Annotated in this window: 22 protein-coding genes and 1 tRNA gene; 18 read left to right on the top strand and 5 right to left on the bottom strand. The window is 45.6% G+C overall.

Annotated elements, in window-relative coordinates; translation table 11 throughout:
• Positions 1-14: 14 nt before the first annotated feature.
• From NIA71_RS10730 to NIA71_RS10720, 3 genes are all read right to left on the bottom strand, one after another.
• On the bottom strand, positions 15-1,502 hold the full coding sequence (locus NIA71_RS10730) for a Na+/H+ antiporter NhaC family protein (RefSeq protein WP_148396136.1): 1,488 nt from the start codon (positions 1,500-1,502) through the stop codon (positions 15-17).
• A 101-nt stretch (positions 1,503-1,603) separates the two neighbouring features.
• Positions 1,604-2,371 (bottom strand): response regulator, encoded by a 768-nt coding sequence (locus tag NIA71_RS10725; RefSeq protein WP_253020378.1) that lies wholly within the window; start codon positions 2,369-2,371, stop codon positions 1,604-1,606.
• Between the two features lie 2 nt (positions 2,372-2,373).
• A complete protein-coding gene (locus NIA71_RS10720; RefSeq protein ID WP_253020377.1) occupies positions 2,374-4,107 on the bottom strand; it encodes an ATP-binding protein in 1,734 nt (577 codons plus the stop codon).
• Between the two features lie 202 nt (positions 4,108-4,309).
• Here NIA71_RS10720 and aroD point away from each other — a divergent pair, with 202 nt between their 5' ends.
• From aroD to NIA71_RS10685, 7 genes are all read left to right on the top strand, one after another.
• Positions 4,310-5,095, top strand: coding sequence for a type I 3-dehydroquinate dehydratase (aroD, locus tag NIA71_RS10715; protein WP_148396139.1), 786 nt, complete (start codon positions 4,310-4,312; stop codon positions 5,093-5,095).
• Between the two features lie 66 nt (positions 5,096-5,161).
• A complete protein-coding gene (locus NIA71_RS10710; RefSeq protein ID WP_148396140.1) occupies positions 5,162-5,899 on the top strand; it encodes a hypothetical protein in 738 nt (245 codons plus the stop codon).
• Complete coding sequence (locus NIA71_RS10705) at positions 5,900-6,739, top strand: energy-coupling factor transporter ATPase (protein ID WP_148396141.1); 840 nt, start codon at positions 5,900-5,902, stop codon at positions 6,737-6,739.
• On the top strand, positions 6,724-7,587 hold the full coding sequence (locus NIA71_RS10700; RefSeq protein WP_253020376.1) for an energy-coupling factor transporter ATPase: 864 nt from the start codon (positions 6,724-6,726) through the stop codon (positions 7,585-7,587). The genes NIA71_RS10705 and NIA71_RS10700 overlap by 16 nt, the downstream gene beginning before the upstream one ends.
• Positions 7,584-8,390 carry an energy-coupling factor transporter transmembrane component T family protein gene (locus NIA71_RS10695; RefSeq protein WP_148396143.1) on the top strand — a complete coding sequence of 269 codons (807 nt, stop codon included), beginning with the start codon at positions 7,584-7,586 and terminating at the stop codon, positions 8,388-8,390. Before NIA71_RS10700 ends, NIA71_RS10695 begins: the two co-directional genes overlap by 4 nt.
• Positions 8,391-8,404: 14 nt before the next feature.
• A complete protein-coding gene (trmB, locus tag NIA71_RS10690) occupies positions 8,405-9,037 on the top strand; it encodes a tRNA (guanosine(46)-N7)-methyltransferase TrmB (RefSeq protein ID WP_253020375.1) in 633 nt (210 codons plus the stop codon).
• Positions 9,038-9,282: 245 nt separating this feature from the next.
• A complete protein-coding gene (locus tag NIA71_RS10685) occupies positions 9,283-14,544 on the top strand; it encodes a Cna B-type domain-containing protein (RefSeq protein WP_253020374.1) in 5,262 nt (1,753 codons plus the stop codon).
• 101 nt (positions 14,545-14,645) lie between these two features.
• On the opposite strand, the gene NIA71_RS10680 is transcribed toward NIA71_RS10685, so the two are convergent.
• A complete protein-coding gene (locus tag NIA71_RS10680; RefSeq protein ID WP_253020373.1) occupies positions 14,646-15,296 on the bottom strand; it encodes a M23 family metallopeptidase in 651 nt (216 codons plus the stop codon).
• Between the two features lie 231 nt (positions 15,297-15,527).
• Between NIA71_RS10680 and NIA71_RS10675 the strand changes: the two genes are divergently transcribed.
• From NIA71_RS10675 to NIA71_RS10625, 11 genes are all read left to right on the top strand, one after another.
• A complete protein-coding gene (locus NIA71_RS10675; protein ID WP_253020372.1) occupies positions 15,528-16,766 on the top strand; it encodes a pyridoxal phosphate-dependent aminotransferase in 1,239 nt (412 codons plus the stop codon).
• A gap of 474 nt (positions 16,767-17,240) precedes the next feature.
• A tRNA-Gly gene (locus NIA71_RS10670) sits at positions 17,241-17,314 on the top strand.
• 205 nt (positions 17,315-17,519) lie between these two features.
• A complete protein-coding gene (locus tag NIA71_RS10665) occupies positions 17,520-17,732 on the top strand; it encodes a cold-shock protein (protein WP_148396148.1) in 213 nt (70 codons plus the stop codon).
• A 155-nt stretch (positions 17,733-17,887) separates the two neighbouring features.
• Positions 17,888-18,679, top strand: coding sequence for a MerR family transcriptional regulator (locus tag NIA71_RS10660; protein ID WP_253020371.1), 792 nt, complete (start codon positions 17,888-17,890; stop codon positions 18,677-18,679).
• Positions 18,680-18,714: 35 nt separating this feature from the next.
• The gene (locus NIA71_RS10655) at positions 18,715-19,440 is read left to right on the top strand and encodes an ABC transporter ATP-binding protein (RefSeq protein WP_253020370.1); all 726 of its coding nucleotides are present in this window, start codon (positions 18,715-18,717) and stop codon (positions 19,438-19,440) included.
• On the top strand, positions 19,433-20,176 hold the full coding sequence (locus NIA71_RS10650; protein WP_253021300.1) for an ABC transporter permease: 744 nt from the start codon (positions 19,433-19,435) through the stop codon (positions 20,174-20,176). The genes NIA71_RS10655 and NIA71_RS10650 overlap by 8 nt, the downstream gene beginning before the upstream one ends.
• 170 nt (positions 20,177-20,346) lie before the next feature.
• Complete coding sequence (locus tag NIA71_RS10645) at positions 20,347-21,087, top strand: TraX family protein (protein ID WP_253020369.1); 741 nt, start codon at positions 20,347-20,349, stop codon at positions 21,085-21,087.
• Between the two features lie 139 nt (positions 21,088-21,226).
• Entirely contained in the window at positions 21,227-22,582 is a 1,356-nt protein-coding gene (locus tag NIA71_RS10640; protein WP_253020368.1) for an FAD-dependent oxidoreductase, read from the top strand.
• The gene (locus tag NIA71_RS10635; RefSeq protein WP_253020367.1) at positions 22,579-23,460 is read left to right on the top strand and encodes a tocopherol cyclase family protein; all 882 of its coding nucleotides are present in this window, start codon (positions 22,579-22,581) and stop codon (positions 23,458-23,460) included. The genes NIA71_RS10640 and NIA71_RS10635 overlap by 4 nt, the downstream gene beginning before the upstream one ends.
• A gap of 145 nt (positions 23,461-23,605) precedes the next feature.
• A complete protein-coding gene (locus tag NIA71_RS10630) occupies positions 23,606-24,169 on the top strand; it encodes a TetR/AcrR family transcriptional regulator (RefSeq protein WP_148396155.1) in 564 nt (187 codons plus the stop codon).
• 103 nt (positions 24,170-24,272) lie between these two features.
• Complete coding sequence (locus NIA71_RS10625; RefSeq protein ID WP_253020366.1) at positions 24,273-25,631, top strand: MATE family efflux transporter; 1,359 nt, start codon at positions 24,273-24,275, stop codon at positions 25,629-25,631.
• Positions 25,632-25,703: 72 nt separating this feature from the next.
• On the opposite strand, the gene NIA71_RS10620 is transcribed toward NIA71_RS10625, so the two are convergent.
• A complete protein-coding gene (locus tag NIA71_RS10620; protein WP_253020365.1) occupies positions 25,704-26,675 on the bottom strand; it encodes an AraC family transcriptional regulator in 972 nt (323 codons plus the stop codon).
• Positions 26,676-26,784 lie beyond the last annotated feature (109 nt).

Below are 26,784 nucleotides of genomic sequence, written 5' to 3'. Positions count from 1 at the left end.
GAAAGCAACCCTATCTAGAATAAAAAGCCGCAGATTAAAAATCCGATGGCAGCGAAGACGCCGGCCAACAGGCCGAAAGGCATCTGTGTAAAAGCATGACGGAAGTTATCGCATCCGCAGGCCGAAGACGTGAGGATGGTGGCATCGGAATAGAAGCAGCAATGACTTCCTAGAACTCCGGCGGAGAGAACTGCGCCGACAGCCAGAGCCATGTTGACGTCCAGTTGCTGCGCCAGAGGAATGACGATTGGCAGGGCGATGATATACATGCCCCAGTTGGTACCGGTTATGAATTCGGTTACAGCCAGGGCCATGAAAATAATGAACGGCATCAGGGCCGGGGTCATAATCTTCGCCGCAGAGCTGATTACATAGGCCGTGAAGCCGATCTGGTCATTGACTTCGGCAAACAAGAAGGCGAGCACCATCAGCATCAGGGGCAGGATCATGCTTTGAATTCCCTTGACGCAGGTATCGGCAAAATCCATGGCCGACATGATGCCCTGCAGCAAATAAAGGATAAACATAAATACGAGGGTGCAGAGAACCCCCATCTGCATATCGACATCGAAGATGATGGTGGAACCCACTAAAACGATGATGGGCAGGAAAAGATTGATCATTCTCGGATTAGCCGGCATTTCAATATCCCCAGCATTGGCGTGGATATCGATTTTTTCCGACCCCGGAGGCGCCAGAGGTCCGCCTTCAGCAACACGTTTTTCCGCGCCTTTCATAGGACCGAATATGGGTACGATGCCAAAGACAACCAGCGGAACCAGCAGAGCTGCCGCCCAGCCGTAAAAGTTAAAAGGTATCGTATAAATAAAATAGATAAGGCCGTCTCCCTTGGGTGCCCAGCCGTTGGTTTCCAACAGCCTTCCGCAGAACACCGCCCAAGTGGAAATGGGGATCAGTACGCACAGCGGCGCGGCGGTGGAGCTGACAACATAGGATAAAAACTCACGGGGAACCTTATGCTTATCCGTGAGGGAAGTCATACAGGAACCTACGGTCAGGGAATTGAGATAGTCATCGATAAAGATAACCACGCCCAGCAGCCAGGTCCACATGAGTGCGGACTTTCTGCTCTTGGCTTTGGTGGCTGCCCACTCGCCGAAGGCAAAGGCGCCGCCGGACCGTTCGATAAGGCTGATAATACTGCCCATGAGGCCGCAGACGATAATCAGCCAGGCGATATCTTCGGCCATCATCACGTTGAGCAGAGAATCGCTGAAGGTACTCAGCAGATTGCCGCCTTCCGAAACCATGATAAAACCCATGATGGAAGCTAGAACCAGCGATTCCAGGATACGTTTGGTCGCAAAGATATAGATGACCAGGAATAACGCCGGGATCAGTGACCAGGCTCCCAGCTGGGAAGGATCGTCTGGTATGAAAAGTTTGGTTACGATATAAGTAATAAGGATGACGAGCACCACTGCGATCAAGGAACGCAAGGGTTTGAAGTTGTAGGCTTCCGCCTTTAGTTTGTCAGTCATGTTTCACTCCTTTCTTTGATATAAAAATAACAATTAAAAAACCAACGCAAATCACTTTGCATTGGTTTTAATAAACGAACAGAAAACAGACTGTTTTTTCATTAACCTTTCCAATGAAATATCAGCTTATGAATATCTTGTTTCACGTCAATGGCGATTTCAGATACTTCCACATCCATGTTTAAGCAATCTGCGATCAGCCTCCGTATTTCGTCGCCTTTTATGGAGAAAAATAATTGCCTGTTCTGTTTAATTATAGCAATATTCTGAAAATTGTCAAGTAACGTTTTTTCATAAGGAGTCAAAACGCCTACTGCGGTCAGTTCCAGGCAGTTATCGGAAATCAGTACTTTAACGTCTAAAGGTCCCTTTCCGGTGGCGGCTTTTAAGAAGGATGAAAATTCTTTTTTGATGGAGGATTCAAATTCTTTTTTATGGGACAGAACGGTGGGAGGAAGAGCGTGATCCGCACTGCAGCGCTGTTCCACTTCCCCGGCCATCAATGCCAGCTCATCCATCAATGCCGGCAGATCCAGGGGCTTGACGATATACTTGTCGATGCCCACATCCACGGCATCCAAAATGACCTTCGATTCGCTGACCGCTGTGGTGATAATTACAAAGGGCTTATGGCCGGCAGCCTTAATCTGCCGGATCATTTCGACCCCGCCCATATTGGGCATAAAGAGATCCGCAATAATGATTTCCGGCTGGTAAGTTTGAAAAAGGCTCAAGCCTTCTGCGCCGTCTCTAGCGGTAAACAAGCGGCCTACACGCCGTTTCAGCATGGATGCCAGAGCATCTCTGGCATTGTCATCGTCTTCTACATAGAGGACTTTTACCTTTTCCAAGGGCGTGTTTTCATGCATGGTTATTTCCCCCCTTCCGTAGGTATTTCGATAATACAGCTGACCCCGCCGCCGCCGTTTATGAGGCGGATGGTGCCGTTCATACGCTTTTCGATAATGATTCTTGAAATATAGAGGCCAAGTCCAGTGCCTTGGTCGGAGGACTTGGTGGTATAGTATTGATCGAAGAGTTTGGCAAGCTGCTCGTCTGGAATCGGGTCGCCCGCATTAAAGATTTCCAGCTGAGTATGGTGGGCTCCTTGGTGCATACAAGTGTGGATGGATATGCGTATGCGGCGGTCTTCAGGACCACTTTCCAGGATCGCATCGCGGGCGTTATTTAAAATATTAAAGAGCACGTGGGAGCATTCGTTGGCATTCCCATAAGCATAATACGTCTGCTTTGCATCAAAATCCACAGTAATGTTATTTCTGCGCAAGCTTTCTTCCATCAGGGAAAGAGCTAGGGCGATGCACTTGTTAAGCTCAAAAGAGCAGTTTTTAGCAGGAGGCTTGAGAAACTGGGTGAAATCGGTGATGGTCCGCGCCATGGTTTTGGTGATGGTTTCGATTTTATCGGCGGCAGCGGTCATGGTTTCTTTGTCCAGGGCGTCATAATTATAGGCGTCCAGCAAATTTTCAATGATCAAGTGGATGCTGTTGAGGGGCTGCTTCCATTGATGGGTTATATTGCCCATCATTTCGCCGATTTTCGCTTGCCTTGCTTGATAGACCAGCAAAACGTCTTTTTCGTAGTTCTCCTTTTCCAAGAGCAGCTGCTTTTCTTCAATTGGTTTGGAAAAGGCTCGGGAAAAGAAAACGGCTAAAATGATAATCACTGTCAGTGTAATGATGAAAATGATAAGAAAGGCATTTTTTAGCTGGTCAATAGCATGGTAGGCTTCGGACTGGGGCTGTACTGTAGCTAGCATCCACCCGTTGGAAAGGGGAGCATAGGCCACCATCATCTTTTCACCGGCAGTAAATTCGGATACGGATGCCTGACCTGCCTTAATTAAGCTTTGCGCTTTTGGATTTTTTGGTGCAATAATAGGATTGCCTTTCTCATCAAGAAGAAAGGCATAACCGCGGGGATAAAGCTTCATGGAGCTGACCAAATCCAAAGTCGTATCTGTAGTAATGTCAGCTCCCGCCACACCGACAAATTGTCCGTTTATGCAGATGGCTCTGGAGTAAGAAAGGACACTGAGACTTACATCCCGATCGTAATAGGGGCCGGTCCAGGATGGGGAACCGGTTTCTTGGGGTTTGAAGAAGTAAGCCATGTCCTCGTCGTATGGCAGAGAAAAATTCCTTTTATTAGCGGCAAAATCTGCAGCAATATAAGTGATCTGGCCGTCCATCCGAGCGTACCATACTTCATCGTTACGGGATGTAAACTCTGGGTTATATGTGACGTAAAGGCCGTGGGCCAGCTGAGTGGCAGAGAGGCTATTTTTAATAATCCTTTTTAAATCGCGGTTAAAAGACTTTACATATTGCGGGTTGCTGCGGCCCTTTTTTGCATCAAAAGCAGCCGTAACCGTGCCGGTCAAAGAATCGACCAGTCCTTCGATATGGCTAAATTTGGAACTGAGCCCATTGGGCTGTTCTTTCGTTGATGCCAGGAGCTGGGTCCTGGTTTCATCCTCCAGCAAAGAGGAACTTCGATAAAGGGTCGCAGCACCGATGATCAGACTGACGGACAATGATATTAAAATAATGGTAAGAATGAGTCTTGCAGTTATACTTTTCATATTGTCATTATAGCAGTTTATCTGAACCTGGGGAAGATTTGTTTTGGCGGACACCGCTGGAATAGGGGAGGGGCTGTCCTTGTGATACTGGAATGTGCCTGGCAAAGCCTTTCCCGCAGTAAAACATTGTGCCGTCTGCTTGACGAACCCATAAAAGTGTACTAAACTAAGGAATAGCAAAGCATTGAGGAGAAGTGAGAATATGAATACATTGACAATCGGAGATCTGGTTTTGGGTAAAGGAATGCCGAAAATCTGTATACCTCTTACCGGGTTCAGCCAGAACGAGATATTAAAAGAAGCTGAGTTGACAGAAACGTTGCCGTGCCAGCTGGTGGAGTGGCGGGCTGATTATATGCTGAGCAAGATGAAAGAGGAAACTCCCCAGAGGCAGGGCGAAAAACTCAAGCAGGTGCTGGGCTATTTGCGCATTGCCCTTGACGTACCAATCATCTTTACCATCCGTACGGAAAAAGAAGGCGGGATGGTGAAGATGGATAAAGAAGACTATTTTAAGATCAACGAGCTGATCGCAGAAGGCGGGATGGCGGATTTTATGGATATAGAGACATTCGACGCACCGGGGCAGGTAGACGAAGAGCGAATTCGCGATTTCATTTTTTATGCCCATAAAAATGGATCGAGAGTGCTGCTTTCTAATCATGATTTTGAGAAGACACCTGATTTGGAGGAAATGCTGGCAAGGTTTTTTGTTATGCAGGAATTGGGAGCAGACATGATGAAACTTGCAGTTATGCCAGAGTCAGAAAGTGATGTGTTCAGCCTACTGGAAGTTGCGGCGTTGATGCGGGATACATATGCAGAAATTCCGTTTATCGCATTATCCATGGGAGAGTTGGGGGCTACTACCAGAATCTGCGGCGGCGAGTTCGGCTCGGTAATTACCTTTGCGGCCGGACAGAAGGTTTCTGCTCCTGGACAACTGGATGCCAACGCCCTGCATGAATTCCTCGTGCAATATTACTGATGCACATAGGAATTTCCTATGATATAATAGTGCGGGTGCACGGCAGATTTTAGGGAGAGGATGGATATGAAAAAGAGAGCGGTTCTTTTTTTTCTGCTTGCAGCCGTGCTGATGCTGGCAGCCTGCGGAAAAGATCCGGTTGACATACAAAAAGAATACGTGGCGATGATGGAAAAGCCGGTATCTGAACATCAAATTGAAAAAGTAGAGGCATATTTAAAAGAAACTATTCCCAATATGAGTGAAGAAGCGGCAGATGAAATGCTGATCGAATATGAAGCCTATCTTTTCCCTTATTATGATGGAATGATCGATTATGACAAGATCTTGCAACTCTATGGATCCTACGCCAGCGACGATTATCGAAATCTATGCGCAATAAAGAATAAGGAACAGAAAAAACCGGCAACTAAGGCTGGAAAACTGACGATATCAAGACAGGAATTATGTAATAGAGCTGCAGAGGTAGAACACCTGATCCGCGGAGAAAAGGAGAAAAAGCCCATTCATCAGGATGCGGACGCGCTGTATAAAACGTATATAAAGCTGCTTCTTGCAGGCACTGCTGACAGCCCAAATTTTAATTTGAAAAGCGGCCGCTTTTCGGAAGATGCAGATAAGGTCTACCGGACCTATGCAGCAGAAAATCCGGATACGGTGCTTGCTGACATCCTCAGCCAATACTTGGAATATGTCAAGAACATGCACGGAACATTGGATTTGAAAAACGCGGAGGCGGTTAAAGCCTATTACAGCACCTGTACCTATCTGGAGGCAGAAGCAGGAAAGAGAGTAATGGAATAAATGAACAATATGATACAAATCGAAGATTTGGTATTTGAATATACGCGGGACGAAGATCAGAAGCATGTACGTGCCATTAAAGGAGTCTCTCTGTCAATTGAAAGAGGCAGCTTTACGGCCATCATCGGTAAAAATGGTTCTGGGAAATCCACCCTGGCAAAGAATATCAACGCCTTGCTGCTGCCCAGCAGCGGGGCTGTTTATGTTAACGGTTATGATACGAGAAAAGAAGAGAACATTTGGGATGTTCGACAGAGCGCGGCCATGGTATTTCAGAATCCGGACAATCAGATCGTATCGTCCATCGTTGAAGATGACGTGGCTTTTGGTCCGGAAAACCTGGGTGTACCTCCAGGCGAGATTCGAATACGGGTCGACCATTCTCTGAAGGCAGTAAATATGTACCAGCATAGAAAAAAGGCTCCCCACCTGCTGTCGGGCGGACAGAAACAGCGGATTGCCATTGCCGGCGCTATCGCAATGAAGCCCGACTGCATTGTCTTTGATGAGCCTACTGCCATGCTGGATCCCAAGGGGCGCAGTGAAGTAATGTCTATTATTAAGGGCTTGCATGAAGAAGGGATTACTGTTGTTTTAATTACCCACTTTATGGAGGAAGCTGCTGAGGCAGAACGGATTGTAATTATGGACCAAGGAAAAATCGCCTTGGACGGCACTCCCAGGGAGGTGTTTTCCCGGGGCGACGAGATTCGGGCAATGAACCTGGATGTGCCTTTAACCATCGAACTATGTCATCGGCTGCGAAAGCGAGGCATTGCAGTGCCGGAAAATATCATCAATATGGAAGAAATGGTTGAATTCTTATGTCAATACAAGTAAAACATTTAACACATATCTATAGTGAAGGCATGCCCCATCAGTCTATCGCACTGGAGGATGTGACCTTTAGTGCTGAGGACGGCCAATTTGTCGGCATTATTGGACATACGGGATCGGGAAAATCTACCTTGGTTCAGCATTTGAACGGGCTGCTTAAACCGAAGTCCGGAACCATTGTTGTCAGTGGAACCGATATTACGGGGGAAGGTGTGGTGATGCGGGACATCCGCAAGAAGATTGGGCTGGTTTTCCAGTATCCGGAATACCAGTTGTTTGAAGAGACTGTGGAGAAGGATGTGGCTTTCGGGCCTCTTAATCTGGGTCTGAATGAAGACGAGGTAAAGGCCCGGGTCCGCGAAGCGCTTCTTTTGGTAGGTCTTGATTATGATGAAATTCATGAGCGGTCTCCATTCGATTTGTCAGGAGGGCAGAAGCGGCGTGTTGCCATTGCCGGGGTCATTGCCATGAAGCCGGAAGTCTTGATTCTGGACGAGCCGACAGCGGGTCTGGATCCAAAGGCTCACCAGGATGTGCTGCAGATGATCGAGACGATTCATACCCATGAGAAAAATATTATATTTTTAGTATCCCATAACATGAACGATATTGCCCGCATGGCTGATAAAATTCTGGTGATGGACAGCGGCCGGCTGGTGATGCAGGGGACTCCGGAGGAAGTATTTTCTAGAGAAGAAGAGCTGACTTCAATGGGGCTTGCACTGCCGGAATCTGCTCAACTGATGAAACTGGCCAAGCAAGAGAATTTGCCTTTTACAGGGAGTTTTCTTCGCATGGAAGACGCGGAAGAAGCACTATATCAATTTTTAAAAAAGGAATCGTTTAAATGATAAGAGATATTACACTGGGGCAGTATTACCCAGGTGAATCCTGGATCCACAGGTTGGATCCCAGGGTCAAAATTATAGTTACATTAGCTTATATTGTCGCCCTCTTTGTGGTGACGGATTTCTGGGGGCTTCTGATTGCGGTGGTGGTATTGGGCATTGTGATTGCCGTTTCGAGGGTGCCGCTTAAATTCATGCTCAAAGGTTTGAAACCCATATTTTTGATTATTTTATTCACCTTTGTGCTGAATATGTTTATGATACCAGGAAAGGTCATAGCCCATATCTGGATTCTGACGATTACTGAGGAAGGCTTAAATACCGCCTTTTTTATGGCAGCGAGGTTGATTTTGCTGATTATAGGCTCGTCCCTTCTGACGCTGACCACCAAACCCATCAGCCTTACCGATGGCATTGAAGCGCTGCTTTCTCCTTTAAAGCGGATTGGTGTCCCTGCTCATGAGCTGGCGATGATGATGACCATCGCCCTGCGATTTATTCCTACTCTGCTGGAGGAAACCGATAAGATTATGAAAGCGCAGCAGGCCAGAGGCGCCGATTTTGAAAGCGGCAATATCATCCGCCGGGCCAAAAGCCTGATTCCGCTGCTGGTGCCGTTGTTTATCAGTGCGTTTCGAATTGCTCAGGAATTAGCTATGGCGATGGAAGCCCGCTGCTACAGGGGTGGACAGCACCGCACCAGAATGAACGGAATGAAGCTTGGCAAGCGAGATTTGGCAGCCGCCATTTTGCTGATCGCTTTTCTGGCAGTGATTATTTTGGAAAGAGTATTGATAGGAAGATAAAGGATTGCAAGAAAATGAGACAGCGTAAAGCAAAAAATATGGAAGAACGTATGGCGGCTCTAAGTCATTACTTGATCGAGAAGCCGGAAACATACAAAGGAAATTGGACGTCAGCATTCGACCAGGAAGGCCCTCTTTATCTGGAGCTGGGCTGCGGAAAAGGCCAATTTCTGATTGGCCGCGCTCAATCATCTAAAGACGCCAATTTGATCGGTATTGAAGGGCAGGACAGCGTTCTGCTGCGGGCCCTCGAAAAAGTGGATGCGGCGCAAATCGTCAATTTGCGATTTGTGCATATGTTCGTGCGCGATATCCGAGATCTCTTTGAAGAAGGAGAGCTTGCTGGTATTTATCTCAACTTCAGCGATCCTTGGCCCAAAGCACGTCATGCCAAACGGCGTCTTACCTATGGTGAATATTTAACCCGTTATAAACAGATCCTTGCAAAGGATGGCTTTATCGCTGTCAAAACAGACAACGACGGCCTCTTTGACTTCACAATAGAAGAAGCCCAGCGAATGGGCCTGGAAGTGAAGGAAATGACCAGGGATTTGCATGGCAGCAAGTATGAAGCAAGGGATGTTACCACGGAATATGAGGATAAGTTTCGGGCTGCCGGTAAAAAGATCAATTATGTACTGCTGTAAACACAAATGAATAAAATGAAAGCCGGAAGCGGCCGGGCGTGAGCAAACAAGAAGCTCTACGCCCGGCTGCTTTTTTGTGGCCGCTGCTAGACAGCGATTGGTGCCATACTTCGGTTCTCCCATAGACAAAAAAACAGCTTGGCAAAATAAATTGTTTGAATTGTTAAAAACAGCCAAAATGTAACGTAGATGTAACAAATCGTGGTTACGATGTAACTATATTTAGCACGAACCAGGAGGAGAAAATGAAGAGGAAAAAGAAACGTACACGGCTTATCGCAATTTTAGCAGTCGTGATCATGGCCTTTATACAGGCGACGCCTGTATCCTTTGCGGAGCAAAACACCAATAGCGGCTCCAGCCAACAAATTACAGATGCCAGTAAAAAGGCACAGATCTATGAGAATGGTGACCTGAAGATAGACAAATATATTGAAGGCACTGATACGGAAAACAAGTTTCAAGTCACTCTAGATGTAACAACTACGGAAAAACTGGATGAAATTCCGACATCAGCAGATGCAGCTGTTGTACTCGTGATGGATACATCCAATAGCATGAGCGATGAGAAGATAGCCGGCAGTAAAAAGAGCCGTGCCGATGCGGCAGTAGATGCAGCAAAAAGCTTTATTGATGCATTTGGTACAGTAGAAGGCAGTTTAACTGAAAAACGGCTTATCAAGCTGGTCCAGTTTGGAAGCAATGCAAAAGTAAAAAACGGATGGAATTGGGAGAATGTGCTTTCTTCTAGCGGTAAAAAACGCAGTAAAGAAGATATCAATAGTCTCGATTGGTCGAATGGAGGTACCAATATTGAGGGCGGCCTTCAGCTGGCATATAATGTAATAAAAGCCGCTGATCAGGATGGTACGCTCGAGGGTATTAAAAATGTAAATGTAATTATGCTGACGGACGGGTGCCCCACCTATCATATTGCTGATGATGCATCACGAAATTCAACCGCTTATATAAAAGGGGCGCGTGGAGGCGGAAACCGCGCTTCCTGGAACGATCATAACTCAGTAACAAAAGATGGAGGTATCGCTCAGAAAATAAAAGAACTGAAAGTTAATGAGAGCCCGGTTTCTTTGTACTCGATCGCATTTGCTACTGGAAATGCTTCCTTCCAGCAGTCGCCAAGAGGCAACTATAAAAATCAGAACGTCTTTACCTGGCTCAGCGGATTTTCCAGTAAAGCGTTTAAATCGGACGATACGGAGGAATTGATTAACAATTTCAACGCAATCTTGACGCTGATCAAATTAGGCGCCGAGGCATGGTATGCGACAGATCCAATGGGGGAAAACATTCTTTATCTTGGAAAGTCCAGCCAGGGAGGCTCTCAAACCGAGAATGCCTTTACATATAATGAAAGCAAAAGACAGCTGACCTGGGATCTTAAGAACAGCCCGAGGACGGAACAGAAAGACGGGAGAAAAACGTATTACTCGTATACGTTGACCTATCCAATTGCACTGGATACAACTCAAAAAGGGTTCGAGTTCCAAAAATCAGTCGAAACAAACGGGTTGACGGACTTGGCTTACTTTATGTTCTCTAAGGTAAATGACGATCAGGTCCTCAGCAAATTAAACCATCAACAATTTGAAGTGCCCAAAATCCAAGGATTTTGCGGGGACTTCACTTTCAAAAAAGTAAAAGAGGATAAAAAGACGGCCTTACCGGGAGCGAACTTTCAATTAAGCGGCACTGCTTCAGGCAGCGAAAAAAACGTCATAATGAATGCTGCATCCGGCGAGGATGGTACTGTATCCTTTGACAAAATCCCTGCAGGAAATTATAAACTTAGTGAAACAACAGCACCGGAAGGTTATGAAGCGAGTTCGTCAAAGTATGATGTAAAAGTGGCTTATGGAAACGTAACCATTGAAGGAAAGCCAGCAGAAGAATTTACGGCTATCGCAAATACGCCAAAAAAAGTTCAGCTGAACGTTCATAAAACAATTAAACTGGAAGCCCAGGCGAATCCGAAGGATATTCCGGACACGCTTTGCTTTACCTTCAATCTGTATAAAAACGGCGGCAGCGCCGGAGAGCCAAAAGTCGAGGGCAATGCTCTGCAATCTTTGACAATCACGGCAAAAGAATTGAAAGAACAGGGATTGGCCTTGGAAAAAGCGTTTACAGATAAAGTTAAGTCAGGAGAGTACGTAATTATAGAGGATACGTCTAAGGTTCCTGCAGGGTGGGAATACGACACAAAAATGGTCGCGGTAACGGTTGCCGATGGAAAGGCGGTCTACAGCAGCGGAGGAAACAACTTTGAAAATAAATTCTACGGATTAACGGATATCACTGCGCAAAAAGAATGGAAATACAACGATTTCCAAGATAAAAAAACTCCAACCAGTGTTCAGTTTGAGCTGTGGCATAAGATCGGCACACAAGAGAGTAAGGTGGATATTACTGGAAATCCGGCCACTTTAAGACCGGACTCAAACGGAGAATGGAAGGCAAGCACTAAGGTGACCTGGGAGAACCTTCCCCAGTATTCAATTGCACAAAACGGAATCGCTACAAAAATTCATTATTTTGTAAAGGAAATCAATATTGCAGATGATGATGCAGATCATTATGATTCCAATATAGATGACAGCGGGCTGAACGTTACCAATGAATATAAGAAGCCAGGTCCGACTCCCGAAATTTCCAAGAAAATTGAAATTGCGGGCGATGAAGCAGGTACGATTCCAAAGGAATTCTCTTTCCAATTCAAGCTGTATAAAGGAACACAAGAACTCGGTACTGCAGTGATCAGTAATGACACCGAAAAGCAAGAAGGTGTTTACGGCCCGGTAAAGTTTGTCGGTTCTGATAATAAACCCGTCAAATTGGCGAAGGGTGACTATATAATCCAAGAGACCGCTGCTGATGGGTGGGGAAAAGCCGATGACATAAGAGTCAAAGTTGATTCGTACGGCGATATTACCTACAATAATCAAAACAGCGTGACCGCTACCAACACATGGCTGGGTCTTAAAGATGTGACCGCCGAAAAAATTTGGTCGGATGGAAATGACCAGGATAAAGTAAGACCAGACAAAATTACGCTGGCGCTGAAAAAGGATGGCACGCTCATCGAAGACAGCAAGCAGGAAATTACAGTTGATGGGTCCAAAAACAAAGATGTTGCAGTATGGAAGAAGCTCCCGGTTTATCATCCGGATAAAACAAAGATTCATTATACAGTGGTCGAGTTCAACGGAGACAAGGAAGTGACTGACAGCTACGATGACGAGTATACAACCGTTTACAGCGGCCTTACAGTAACAAATACACATGTACCGGATAAAACTGCAGTAAAGGGCACGAAAATCTGGAAAGACGGGGAGGATTTATTTAAGACCAGACCGGACAGCGTTGAAGTAACACTCTTTGCTGACGGCGCTGCGACCAATCGAAAAACAAAGGTGACAAAAGAAAATAACTGGACATATGAATTCAAGGAACTGCCCGTGTATAAAGATGGTGTAAAAATCGACTATTCGGTAAAGGAAACAAAAATAGGCGATCAGAAGGTGGAGACAGAAAATGAAAAAGAAACTGCTGCCGGCTATATTGTAACCTATGATGGTACCAATATCATCAATACACTGGATGATTATGAGGCTTATTCCTGGGATGGAACGATTAAAGTCACAAAGAACGTTACCGCGGACAGCCGGCCGCAGAAAGTAACGGATACCTTCTATGTGGCACTCTTCAGCGATAAAGAATGCACCATTAGAGCGCAGATGCCGGATCCGAATCCTGAAGGTCAGGGGGCAGACATGGATATCCCTGTTCAGAAAATCCAACTCAGCGGCAGTGATACAGGCACGGCAGAATTTAAAGGCATCCCGGTCGGCACCGCTGATGAGGCGATCACTTACTATCTGGCCGAAGTAGCAGATGACAGCGGACAACTACTTGGTGAGGATTATGAATATCGTGCATCCATAAAGGTTGACGGAACACCAGGCAATCAGATCGAACTGACTGTAAAAAACCATCAGGGGAAAGCAGAAATAACCAACTCCTTTAATAATGAAACCTCTGTCAAGGGTGTTAAGAATTGGGAAAACGATCAATTCGTAGCAGATTTGTTCCGGCCGGACAGCATTACGGTAAAATTGCTTCAAAATGGGAAAGTATATCAAACGAAAGAGGTAAAAGCCGACGACAAGGGGGAGTGGATTTATACCTTTGATAAGCTGCCTAAATTTGATAAGCACGGAACCTTATATCAATATACGGTAGATGAAGTGGCGGTAGATGGATATTCAGTGACTGCAGAAGGAATGGATTTGACGAACACGCTGCAAGGTTATCTGGCCGGCTCAGTTTCCATTACCAAAAAGGTTACGCTCAGAGGCAGTCCATACAATGTGGCCGGTGTGTTCTACGCAGGAATATTTACAGATCCGGCGTGCAAGAATATTCTTACTGTAAATCAGGACGGCAGGGAAGTGTCTGCAGTAGCAGCCCTTCCGGTGGATGGCACTCAGAGTCAGGCTGTGACGGTCGATGGTCTGCCCTTGGGAGCTGGCGGAGAACCAGTTAAATACTATATTGCGGAAACGGACAGTAAGGGAAATGCCATCACCGAAGGCAATGAGTTTACCATCAGCATTGATCACCCAGAGGTAACGGTAGACGCGCGTGGTACAAAAGCAGTAACAATTACCAACGAATATGCCCAAAAAGCAGAACTGAGCGGGACCAAAACCTGGAATGACGATAATAACGCAGAAAATAAACGGCCGGCTTCCATCAAAGTAACGCTGCTGCAAAATGGAAAGGTATATAAAGATCCCATTACAGACAGCGCGCTTGTAAAAACGGTTACTGCAAAAGATAATTGGTCCTATCATTTTGTTAATCTTGCGGATAAAGATGAGACGGGAAAACCATATGAGTATTCGGTAATGGAAACAGGCGCTGAAGCAGCGTATACGTCGGAAGTGAGCGGTATGAATCTGGTCAATACCCTCAACGTGGAGCAATACTACTACCAAGGGACCATCGACATTACGAAAAAGACGATGCTGAGGGATAAAGCCTATAATGTGGATGATGTATATTATGCAGGTGTTTTTACTGACAGCCATTATACAAATTTGCTGACCGATGAAAACGGCGAGGATATCATCTACGCGATCGCACTGGATAATGAATCGCAGGCTTCGATCCAGGTGCCTGTTCCTGCAGGAGCGAAGGGGGAAGCAATCACTTATTATGTAACAGAAGTTGATGAATATGGAACTCCTGTCGATTCGTCCGGCAGTCAGCAGTTTACCTGCGAAGTCAAAGGCGGGGTCTGTTCCGTTAAGGGCGGCGGCACTGGTAAGGTCACATTTACAAATACTTATCAAGTCAAAAAAGTTCCTCAGACGGGTGATTCTGATTCCAGCATGCTTTGGCTGCTGCTTCTATTGATCCTGGCAACACTCACAATAGGCTATGTTTTGCTTTATAGAAAATTGGTCTCAGGAAGAAATAAATAGTTTACAGATATATGAAAAACCATATACTGGAGGATCTCATTCCTCTTTGTATATGGTTTTTTGATACAATTGACATGATCCCAGCAGATCGTTTTATTCGATTATAAGCCTTTAATATAATCGGTTGGGTCGACATAAGCGCTATCTCTAGTCATTTCCAGATGCAGATGTGATTCCTCCAACGTCTCGAATAGAGCAGTTTCCCCTACAATCCCGATGACATCTCCTTGCTTTACTACATTGCCTTCCTCAGTAAGCCCCTTCTCCGCAAGATTGGAATAAATGGATACAATGCCATTACCATGCGTAATTTCCACTGTCATACCATAGCGATCATCTTCAGCAACTTTTGTAACCGTGCCGCCTGCGATGGCTTTGACTTTCGTACTAAGAGCAGCGGCGATATCGATGCCCGGATGGGTCATATACTGGTCCAGAGTCTTTGAATAGATGGGCATATCCATGGAATACTCCATTTGTATCTTTCCATTTAAGGGTGCGATGTAATCGGCGGATGCTTTTTTCTCAGCTTTTTTTTCCGAATTCTTGCTGTCCACTACCGGGGTCTGCGCAGCCGCCTGTGTACCTTCCGTTTCCGTTTTCGTATTTTTGGAAATTTCCATATTCTTGTCTTCGGTATTCAATTTATCCAAATTGGATTTAACTGCAAATACTGAGGTAAGCGCTACGACACAGAAACACAGGACCAACGCCAGTGCTGCCCGATCTTTTTTCTTTTTCTTTTCTCGCATAAAGTTTCACCTCCAATATTCTTTATTATCGCCATAGTTGAAAATTTTCATACTGTCAATTGCTTGTAATTCATATGACTTGTGGTATAATGTTCGCATGGATTTATACGGCGTTGCCGAAAGGAGGCGAACATTGAAATACGACTCGACATAGCTCGGGTATTATAATGTTCGCATGGATTTATACGGCGGTGTGCTGCTGTAGTGTTTGATGAGGTAATGAGGTGAAATATGTCAGATTATATTTTAGCAAAACAAAACGGAAGAAAAATCCCTTTAGAGGATAAAATATTTGGTATCAGCAGTCGGGCGAAGAATATGATTGCGGAAAAGGGCGCCGGTCAGGTAATCAATGCTACGATTGGCTCGCTGCTGGATGACGACGGCAATCTGGTTGTGCTATCTTCAGTGGCAGAAGCGGTAAAGGAGCTTGAACCTGTTGACTTTGCCGATTATGCACCCATCGGCGGTATTCCACAGTTTCGCGAGGCCGTAAAAAAAGCAGCTTTTGGAAGCTTTCAGCCAAAACGTTTTACCGAGGCGGTTTCAACGCCTGGAGGCACAGGCGCAATTCGAAATGCCATCGCCAATTACTCGGAGCCGGGCGACAAGATTTTGACATCTGATTGGCATTGGGCTCCCTATAATACGATCGCCGGCGAAATGGGCCGGACCATTGACACTTACCGGATGTTTGACGAACAGGGCAGATTTAATGGAGCTGCTTTTGCTGAAAAGGTTGAAGAACTGTCTGAGGCGCAGGGAAGCTTAGTAATTATTTTAAACACGCCGGCTCACAATCCCACCGGCTATTCACTGACACTGGAAGATTGGGACCGAGTGATGGATTCGATCAAGTCGGCGGCTGTAAAGGCGGAAAGCATCGTGCTTTTGGTGGATGTGGCTTATATTGATTTTGCAGGAGATGAAGAAGAGTACAGGAGATTTCTGCCTAGGCTGGAAGCTGTACCTGAGAATGTTCTTCCCATCATCGCTTATAGTTTATCCAAAACATACACGCTTTATGGCACCAGATGCGGAGCAATGATCTGTATGGCGCAGACCGAAGCTATTGCGGCTGAGTTCAAACGCGTATGCGAGTTTTCATCAAGAGGTTCCTGGTCCAACAGCGCCAAACTGGCTCAGGTGATTTTGTCGAAAATCTATGGCGATCCTGAACTCTTGAAAAAAGTTGACCAGGAGCGCGCTGGCTATCGTGAGATGCTCATTAAGAGAGGGCGTGCTTTTGAAGAGGAAGCAAAAAAAGCAGACTTAGAGATTGTTCCTTTTGATGCAGGCTTCTTCGTATCAATTCCTTGTGATCGTCCGGATGAAGTCAGCAAGCAATTGGAAAACCAAGGACTTTTCATTGTTCCTTTGGCAAAAGGTCTGCGCGTATCGATAGCATCTGTATCAGAAGCTGCCTGCAGAAAGATTCCGGGAATGGTCAAGGCAGCAATGGAAAAATAAAGAGATTTGTTTCATATCGGTTGCGTTTTTCGGGGATGAGTGCGCGCAGAAAATGTAAATTTGTCCCTTTTATATTCGAAACTCGGTGTTTTTCTGGTAATGTCCATATAAAATTTGCTTTTTTGACCCATTTTCAGAGGGTGGAAGCTGATTTGTAAATTTTTTAGTTTTAGTTAGTGCAAACTTATGACTATGAATTGCTGATTTACAACAAACTAATTGAGATTAAGGTTGAATACATGAAAAACAGGGCGTTTTTATATGGACATTCGTCCTGATTTTGTTCATTTCGAATATAAATCCGCAAATAAACGGAAAAAAGCCAAGAACTCCCAAGATTTTGCCGCAGCTGTCGAATAGAGGCTAGAGTCAGAAAATTTTTTATAGAAGACGAGCTTTTTCTAAAAAGCCTATTTGACTATCCGATAAATATTGGTTATAATAAATAACAGTTTATGAAAGAAATACAATTTTGCGGATGTGGTTCAATGGTAGAACTCCAGCTTCCCAAGCTGGCGACGAGGGTTCGATTCCCTTCATCCGCTCCATGTTGAAAACCCGCCAAAGCGCGGGTTTTTCATTATATTTAAAATACCCTTGACAATCGCCAGCTTCCATGGTATATTAAATACATATTCTAAATGTCGCATTGTCTCACATGTTTTTGTAAGTCACTGGTTCATTCGATGATTTACAAAAGCATGTGTTTTTTTGTCTAACAGTTGGGGTATAATAAAAAATGGAGGTGCCACAATGAATAATGGTACAGTAAAATGGTTTAATGCTGATAAGGGATTTGGATTTATTACGAATGATGATACAAAGGAAGAAGTTTTTGTTCATTTTTCTGCGATTCAGGGAGAGGGATATAAGACCCTTGCTGACGGACAGAACGTAACCTTCGATACAGAAGCGGATCCGAAGAACAGTCAGAAAGTAAGAGCGATCAACGTATACGCAGCTTAACCTCCGCTATGGAGAAGGCCAGCACTAGTTGATGCATCCAAATACAAGCCCTGGAAGATTGAATCTTTCGGGGTTTTTTCATAGAAAAAAAGCAAACCCTACATTTTAACACCAGGGTTTGAGAATCTGTCATAATCGGGAAGGAGGTGCAAGAAATGAACACATTTAGAACCAATGAAGTGGCAAAAATGATCGGGATTCATGTAAATACGGTCCGGCTTTATGAGGAATGCGGCCTAATCCCAAAACCCGAGCGTCAGGAAAATGGCTACAGAATTTTTACCGATCTGCATATTGAACAATTTCGGCTGGCTCGTAAGGTCTTGCAAACCGAAATCCTGCAAAACGGACTTCGTAAGCTGGCTGTATGCATCGTTAAGACTTCAGCTGCGGGAGATTATGATAAAGCTGAGGATCTGATCGGGCAATATGTTGAACGGGTAAATGCAGAGGAAGAGAAGGCAAATGAAGCAATCAAAATTGCCAGAAAGATACTTTCAGGCATTGAAGGAAATTGTGAAATAGAGGATAAAACCTATTCGCGAAAAGAAGCAGCCGATTTTCTGGAGGTGTCTATCGATACACTTCGAAACTGGGAATTGAATGGCCTTTTTACCATAAAACGCCGTCAGAATGGGTATCGGGTTTATACAGAAGCGGATTTGCAGGGGCTTATGATCATCCGCTCACTGCGATGCGCAAACTATTCCCTCGCTGCAATATTGAGAATGCTGCGGGCATTGTCAAGCGATCCAAAGGCGAATATTCTGGAAATCATCGATACGCCGGAATTAGATGACGACATTATCACCGCCTGTGATCGGCTGCTGACTTCATTAAAAGAGGCGAAAGACAATGCGCTGTTTGCAGCCCAACAAATTAAAAAATTGAAGAGGATGACCAGCAATAAGCCTACACTTACCCACCAGAGCGACGGAACATGCTAGTCTTTATACACATCAACATAAGGAGGTATAAAGACATGGATCAAACAATCCAAATTTCCGGCCTGAGCAAATCCTACGCCGGAAAGAACGTAATCGATCATCTCAGCATATCGGTTGCGGCAGGTGAAGTATATGGGCTTTTGGGGGCCAATGGGGCAGGGAAGAGTACCACCATCGAGTGCGTCCTGGGAACGAGAGGCGCTGACAGCGGCATTGTGCGCATCCTGGGGGTTGGCCCGCAAAAAAAACGTAAACAACTTTTTGAGCAAGTGGGCGTTCAGTTTCAGGAGGCTAATTACCCGGATAAAATCAAGGTCAAAGAGCTGTGCGAAGAAACAGCCTGCCTTTACAAAACACCTGCAGACTATGTGCAGCTGCTGGATCGGTTTGGCTTGATAGAAAAGAAAGGTGCCTTTATCAGCGAATTGTCAGGGGGGCAGAAACAAAAACTGTTTATTGTTTTGGCATTGATACCGGACCCGAAAGTCGTCTTTTTAGATGAGCTGACGACCGGCCTGGATCCTAAAGCACGGCGCAGCGTGTGGAAAAGCCTGCTGGAATTGAAAGCGCAGGGGCTAACCATATTTTTGACTTCTCATTATATGGATGAAGTCGAGGTGCTTTGCGACAGAATCGGAATACTGAAAGCAGGAAAGCTGATTTTTACCGGTACAGTACGAGAAGCGATGGAGCAGAGCGCCTGTTCCAAGTTTGAAGATGCCTATCTATGGTTTAGCGGAGAGGAGGCCGATGATGAATAAATTCCTTACCATGCTCAAAACAGAGCTGAAACTATCAATCCGGGGAATGGATATGATTATTTTTGCTCTGATTATGCCATTGGTTGTTACCGTTATTCTGGGAATGATTTATGGAGAGGAGCCGGCAGCTGCAGGTGCAGAATACACGTTTTTGCAGCAATCCTTCGGAGCATTGTCCTCCATTGCCATATGTGCCGGAGGCGTTATGGGGCTCCCCCTGGTTGTATCTGAGTATCGACAGCAAAAAATTCTCAAACGTTTTAAAGTGACACCGACAAGTCCTGCATTGCTGCTGGCTGTTCAGGCAGCCGTATATGTGCTCTACTCGCTGTTGTCCCTGCTCTTGATTTTCGTAACAGCATCCTGGTTCTTTGGATATAGGTTTACGGGGTCTGCGGGGCTGTTTCTATGCGCATATTTTCTGGTCATGTTATCAATGTTCAGTATCGGCATGCTGGTTGGCGGCCTATCTCCCAACGGAAAAATTGCCGGTGCTGCGGCCAGTATTCTCTATTTTCCGATGATCATTTTTTCAGGGGCTACCCTGCCTTATGAGGTGATGCCCTCTGTATTACAAAAAGTTGCCGATCTTATGCCTTTGACACAAGGCATTAAGCTGCTCAAGACCTCGTCTCTCGGGTTGCCGGTAGAATCCGTATGGCTGCCAGCGTTCATTATACTCGCCTGCCTGCTCATTTGCGGCGGAATCTCGATCCTGTTTTTCAAATGGGAATAAACGCTGCGGTGTTTGTTCTTTTGAAGCTTTCGGAGCTCAAAATCAGCATGTCCAACATCGGACGCTCATAGGAAAATCATAAAAAATTAATATTTATATCCTGCAATGTTAATAAATGTATGATAGGATATAATCAATATAGATGAAAGACTGGAAAGGAATGTTTGGACATGCAAAAAATAGGATTGAATTCATTTCAACTGAAATTTATCGCACTGCTTTTTATGACTTTGGATAATGTGGACATCCTCTTGAACCAGGAGCCGTTTCCATACTACCATATTTTTTCCAGATTTGTGGGAGCCCTGTTCGCCTATTTGCTGGTGCAAGGCTTTTTCCACACTTCGGACCGGACCAAATATTTTATCCGTCTGGCTGCGGCAGGAATTATCATGTGGGGCGGAAACAAGCTTGTGGCGTATCTGACAGGTAATGATGCTCCAATCGGCCATAGTATGTTCCTGACCTTGGCTGCCGGATTTGGGGCCATGTGGGTCTTTGAATGGTCGCGAAAGCAGGCTGAAACCATACAGAGCAAGCTGGTGGCATTTACAGCGGGAGCGATTATCTGTGTCATGGCCATGATGTATACAGAAGGCGGGTTTTATATTATTCCGGTCATTGCGGCCAGCTATTTTCTTTACAAAAAGAGATGGCTACTGTGCCTGATATTGATTGCCATTGGCGCAGTCCTTGCTTTTACCAGCCTTACTTACAATTCCTCCGGCGAGATCGAGTGGGAGCTGTTCTTTGCAGTAAACTGCGACTGGGCGATGGTGAGCGTGATTCCCTTTATCCTGCTGTATAACGGCAGACCGGGTCCGAGAAACGGATTTTCCAAGTGGATGTTCTACGTCTATTACCCGCTCCATATCTGGGTATTTACAGTGATAGGCACGTTTTTGCAATAAAAAAACATACAGACAGCGCTTCAACGGGGCGCTGTTTTCTTTTGCAAAAAAGGCCGGCCTTTTGCTTGCAGTTAAAGGAATCCTCACTGGTAAGGATGATTCATGGGTCTTTTGTTCATACTAAGGCTGAGGTGGAATTATGAATAAGGGAAAATCAATTTGGCAGGAACAAATGAAACCAATCGAATATCCTCGGCTGTCACGGACTATGAAGCGGGAAGCCGTGGTCATCGGAGGCGGTTTGGCCGGAATCCTGACCGCCTACTTTCTTCAAAGCAGAGGCATGGATGTGGCGGTCCTGGAGGCGGACCGAATTGGAAGCGGACAGACGGAAAACACAACCGCTAAAATTACCATCCAGCATGGAGCCGTGTATCACAAATTATTATCCTGGTTCGGAAAAGATGGGGCGGGTGAATACGCGCGCCGCAATCAGCAGGCGATCGAGGATTATGAGCAGATTGTACAAAAAGAAAAGATCGATTGCGATTTTAAACGATTGCCTTCGTTTTTGTATACGATAAAACAGCGGGAAATTTTGCGTCAGGAGGAAAGAGCCGCCAGGTCCCTGGGTATTAGTTGCAAAGTCAAAGGCGACACAGAACTGCCCATTGAGATTGCAGGAGCATTGGAGTTTTCTGATCAAGCCCAGTTTCATCCGCTCAAATTTCTTACTGCTGTCAGCCGGGGCCTGGAGATTTACGAGCGGACGCCGGTCCTGAAAGTGGAAGGAAACCGGATTTTTACTCCCAGGGGCGGCGTGCTGGCGCAGACGATTGTATTTGCATCCCATTACCCCTTTATCAATCGGCCGGGATACTATTTCATGCGCATGCATCAAGAGCGAAGCTACGCGGCGGCCCTGGAAAACGCCCAACCCCTGGAAGGAATGTATTATGGAATCGATCAAGACGCAGGCTGGTCCTTCCGCAGTGAGCAGGATCGCCTGATCATCGGCGGCGGCAATCATAGAACTGGGGACATGCCTGAGGAGGATCCGTATGAGAAGCTGCTAGCCGCATCAAAAGAATTTTGGCCTGGCTGCCGGCCAGCAGCATGTTGGTCAGCTCAGGACTGTATGACAGCCGACCAGGTTCCCTTTATCGGCAGGTTTTCCCGCCGCACGCCCGGCTGGTATGTGGCAACGGGATTTAATAAATGGGGAATGACCCATTCAATGGCAGCAGCCAGGCTTCTGACAGAAGAAATTTTGGACCAGCAGGATGAGAAAGAAAGCATCTTCAGCCCGCGCAGATTCAAATGGTCCAAGGAGCCCTTTTCTATGCTCCGGGATGGGGCCATCACCAGCAAGAACCTCTTTATGGCCTGGGCGGGAGCATCTCCCAAATGCCCTCATTTGGGATGCCGTCTCGACTGGAATCCTTTTGAAAAGACGTGGGAATGCCAATGCCACGGCTCCCGCTTCGATAAAGACGGAAAGCTGCTTGCCGGACCGGCTCAAACCCGCTTGATACAAAAAGGAGAGAAGCGATGAGTCACTTTCATGGAACCGGAAAGCGAAGCGCTTATTTTGAAGGATGGTATTTCAAGCAAACTGGAGAAGACGGTACCGCAGCGTTTATCCCCTCGTTTCATATCGATGAAGCGGGGAACCGGTGGGCCTCTATGCAGATCATCACTCAGGAGGCTTCGTTTGGACTGGAGTTCAGCAACCAGGACTTTCACGCAGCGCAGAGCCGTTTTCTGGTTGAGATCGGCATGTGTAGATTCTCCAAATCGGGCTGTCGTTTAGATGCCAAAGTCGGTGAGCATTCTGTAACTGGCATTTTGAACTTTGAAGAAAGAAAAAAGCCAAGGTACGATATCATGGGACCCTTTGCCTTAGTACCCTTCATGGAATGCCGCCATAAGGTAATCAGTCTCCACCATAAGGTCAGCGGCCAACTTTCCATTGATGGAAAACGATATCGTTTTCAGCAGGGCCTGGGTTATATTGAGGGGGATCGTGGAAGCTCCTTTCCCTCCGAATATCTTTGGACCCAATGCTATTGGGAAACAGGGAGCATCATGCTTTCCATTGCGAAGATCCCGTTTGCCGGGCGATCATTTACGGGCTGCGTTGGTTTTATCTATCTCAATGGGAAGGAATACCGGCTTGCAACTTATCTGGGAGTAAAGCTGATAAAAGTGACCAAGGAAGAAATTCAGATATCCCAGGGCGGATTGCAGCTGGCGGTTCGTCTGATCGAGGAAGCCGCCCATCCGTTGAAGGCGCCCCAGGGGGGGAGCATGGGTCGTATCATCCACGAAAGCCCTTCCTGCGCCGTTTTCTATGAGGTTCGCAAAGACGGACAAGTCATATTAGAGCATTATAGCCAAAACGCAGGATTTGAGTGGGCGATGGACGGCTAGGCTATCTCGGTACTGGCTGGCGGTTGCGGGTTGTGCTGGGGGCAGCTATGGAGTATTCGGGGGGCGAATGTCAAACGGGGGTATTGACAAGAAAGCGAAAAGGATATAATATTAAACATGAGTTCAATATTGAAAGGCGGAATATATGCCACAGGTACTGAAAGATGAGATAAGGGAAAAAATTCGAAAGGCGGCGGAGGAAGAGTTTTACGAAAAAGGATTTTCTAAGGCAACGATGCGTAAGATTGCTGAAAAAGCAAACATTCCAGCTGGTTTGATCTATTCTTACTATTCCAGTAAAGATGCGCTTCTCCAAGCGGTTTTGCAGCCGGTTATCTACGACTGGAAAAAGGTCCTCACTTCAGGGAATCAGTATCATGAGGGCGGAGGAGCTGACTGGCTCAGCAGAGAAGAACGGAACTGCCTTCAGACGCTGTTGCATGATAGACAGGCATTTATCATTATGATGGACAAATGCAGGAATACCAAGTATGAAGAGGAAAAAGAACGTCTGATCGAGGAGATCGAAAACCATCTCAATTTGCATAAGGAGCAGATTTCGGATTATGACCCAGTGTATATACATATTATCGCCAGTAATTTTGTGGACGGACTTTTGCAGATTATGTACCATTACAAAGGAGAAGAATGGGCAATGAAACTTTTGAATAAATTAATAACCGCATACTTACAAGGAATCGGCATCTAGGCAGGTGCCTTTTTTTATTGAACAATATTGAACAATCGTTTAATATTAAATGCGGAGAACTTTCCATTAAAGGATAATTCTACAGTAAACAGGAGGAAATTTTATGGTGACAAGAAATGAAGAAAAAGTAAGTGTTCTAAAGACCGAGCGTGTGCCGAAAGCACTATTGAAACTGGGAATACCAACCATGACGGGTATGCTGATATCGGCACTTTACAATGCGATAGACGCATACTTTGTGGCCGGACTGGGTATTGCGCAAATGGGTGCCGTTTCAGTTGTTTTTCCCATTGTCCAGCTTATCATCGGACTGGGAATGATGTTTGGAGCTGGAGCTTCCTCCTATATATCCAGGCTTTTGGGAAGTCGGGATTATGTGCAGGCGGGAAAAACAGCATCAACAGCATTGCTGTCTGGCCTGCTTTTCGGCGGTATTTTCATTATCCTGATTTTGCTGTTTTTGGATCCGGTACTGACAGGACTGGGGGCTACTGGTACGATTCTTCCGTATGCACATGCATATGCAAAGATTTATGTCACAGGTTCGATTTTAAATATTTTTACTGTCACGATGAACAACTTATTGACTGCCCAAGGCGCTGCAAAATATACAATGATCGCTATGGCCAGCGGCAGCCTGGCCAATGTCATACTGGATCCGATTTTCATCTACGGTTTGCATTTGGGAATTGAAGGAGCTGCAATTGCCACGATTTTGTCTTTGTGTTTCAATGCAGCGTTTTACATCAGTTTTTTAGCAAAAGGAAAAGGTGTACTGCAAATTTCTTTAATGCTGTTTTCACCTAGGAAAGACATTTACAGCCAGATTCTCAAAATTGGGGTGCCGGTGCTGGCCTATCAGCTCTTTACGAGTGCATCTTTAGGCTTGACCAATATCGCTGCGAAAAGCTATGGGGACTATGCGGTGGCAGCGATGGGAGCGGTTACCAGAACCATGACTGTCGGAAGCTATGTGGTCTTCGGTTTTATGAAAGGGTATCAACCTTTTGCTGGATTCAACTACGGAGCCAAGCAGTACGAACGATTAAAGAATGCAACCCGGCTTTGTCTGTGGGGTGCGACTTGCTTTTGCGTGATCCAGGCGATGGTTTGTATCTTTTTTGCTGAGCCAATCATCCGTTTTTTCGGAAGTGATCCGGCGATGATCGATCTGGGAATACAGGCTTTGCGGGCGAATGGGGCTCTGTTTATCACATTTGGGCTGCAAATGGTATATGCATCCTTGTATCTTTCTGCCGGTAAGAGTTTGGCAGGCAGTATTCTCAGTCTGGGCAGGCAGGGAATCTTTTTCTTCCCTCTGATTATTGCATTGCCGCTTCTTTTGGGGATCCAGGGGCTCATATGGGCCCAGCCTCTTGCGGATTTGTGCGCCTCGGTTGTTGCGTGTATATTTGCGGTACAATTGGATAAGAGGCTGCACATTCCTGCACAAAAGAAATGAGGTATCTGCAGAGCATTCAACAACCTATTTTTCTGACACTGGCGCGTTGACACGATGGAATCCGTGCGCTTGCTATGCTCCCACTTCCAGCATAAGCTTCGAAAAATACTCCGCAGCATAAGGCTCAATGATTCTATGTGCCTCTTCCTTGGATATGGCGATGATTTCATCCTTGACTTTAATATAGTTCTGAAACCACTTACGGTACTGGCTGGGCGTCTGGCCCCAGGCCAGCTTAAAATGTTTGTAAAAATATTTGTCGTCTGAAAAGCCGCAGCGGTTGGATATGTCGATCACGGACAGATCCGTAGTTAAAAGCAGAGACTGGGCGGCGAAACAACGCATGTAGCCAATCATATTACTGAAGCTGCCATACGGTGATTTTTTTATGAATTGGGAGAGATAGTTTTCATTGATATGCACGGTTTTCGCCAGTTCGGAAATCGTCACTTTACGTCTGAAATTGGTTTGACAATAAGAGGAAATCGCCTGAAACCGTTCCCTTATTTCGTCATTGCTGTTGGGATAGATGTTAATGTAATTGAACCAATCAAAATAATTCAAAAGAATCGATATGATTTTATTGGCAGCAGCGGCGCATTCTTTTTCCGAGAGAGCGCCCTTTTTGCTGTGCAGATAAGCGATTGACAAAATAAGATTTTTAATTTGCTGCAGCGGAGCCTGCTGGTAGGGCTTGCAAGTGCTGTCCTCACATGCGAAATAAACAAACTGGAGGTAGGACCAGGGAATGTAAACTTTTTTCAGATTGATATGAAGCATAACAATTAAATTATCGCAGCTGGAATAGAGGCAATGGACATCTTCAAAATCAATGGTGAACATTTGGCCCTTTTTGAGCGTGATAAATTCATGGTTGCAATGGATATCGACTTGGCCGTCAAGACAGTAAACAAGCTCAACAGCATCGGCGTGGTAGTGTACGGAAGTATGCCTGATTTTGCAGATGTCGATGGAAACCACCGAACCGTTCCTGTAATCAGGCAATTGTTGTTTTAAGTCCAAAATTTTGTTGATTTTACGCATAGCGCCCTCCTATCAGTATACTGTTAGTATATAAAAAAAGTTAAATGCCGTCAAATCTTATATAAAATTATTGAATTGTAACAAGAAATGCCGGTTGTTACCTTAAAGT

It is taken from the genome of Ihubacter massiliensis, from assembly GCF_024125305.1.
GTDB classification, from domain to species: Bacteria; Bacillota; Clostridia; order Peptostreptococcales; family Anaerovoracaceae; genus Hominibacterium; species Hominibacterium faecale.
The sequence above is the reverse complement of the archived record's forward strand: the minus strand, read 5'-3'. Positions and strand labels throughout refer to the sequence as shown.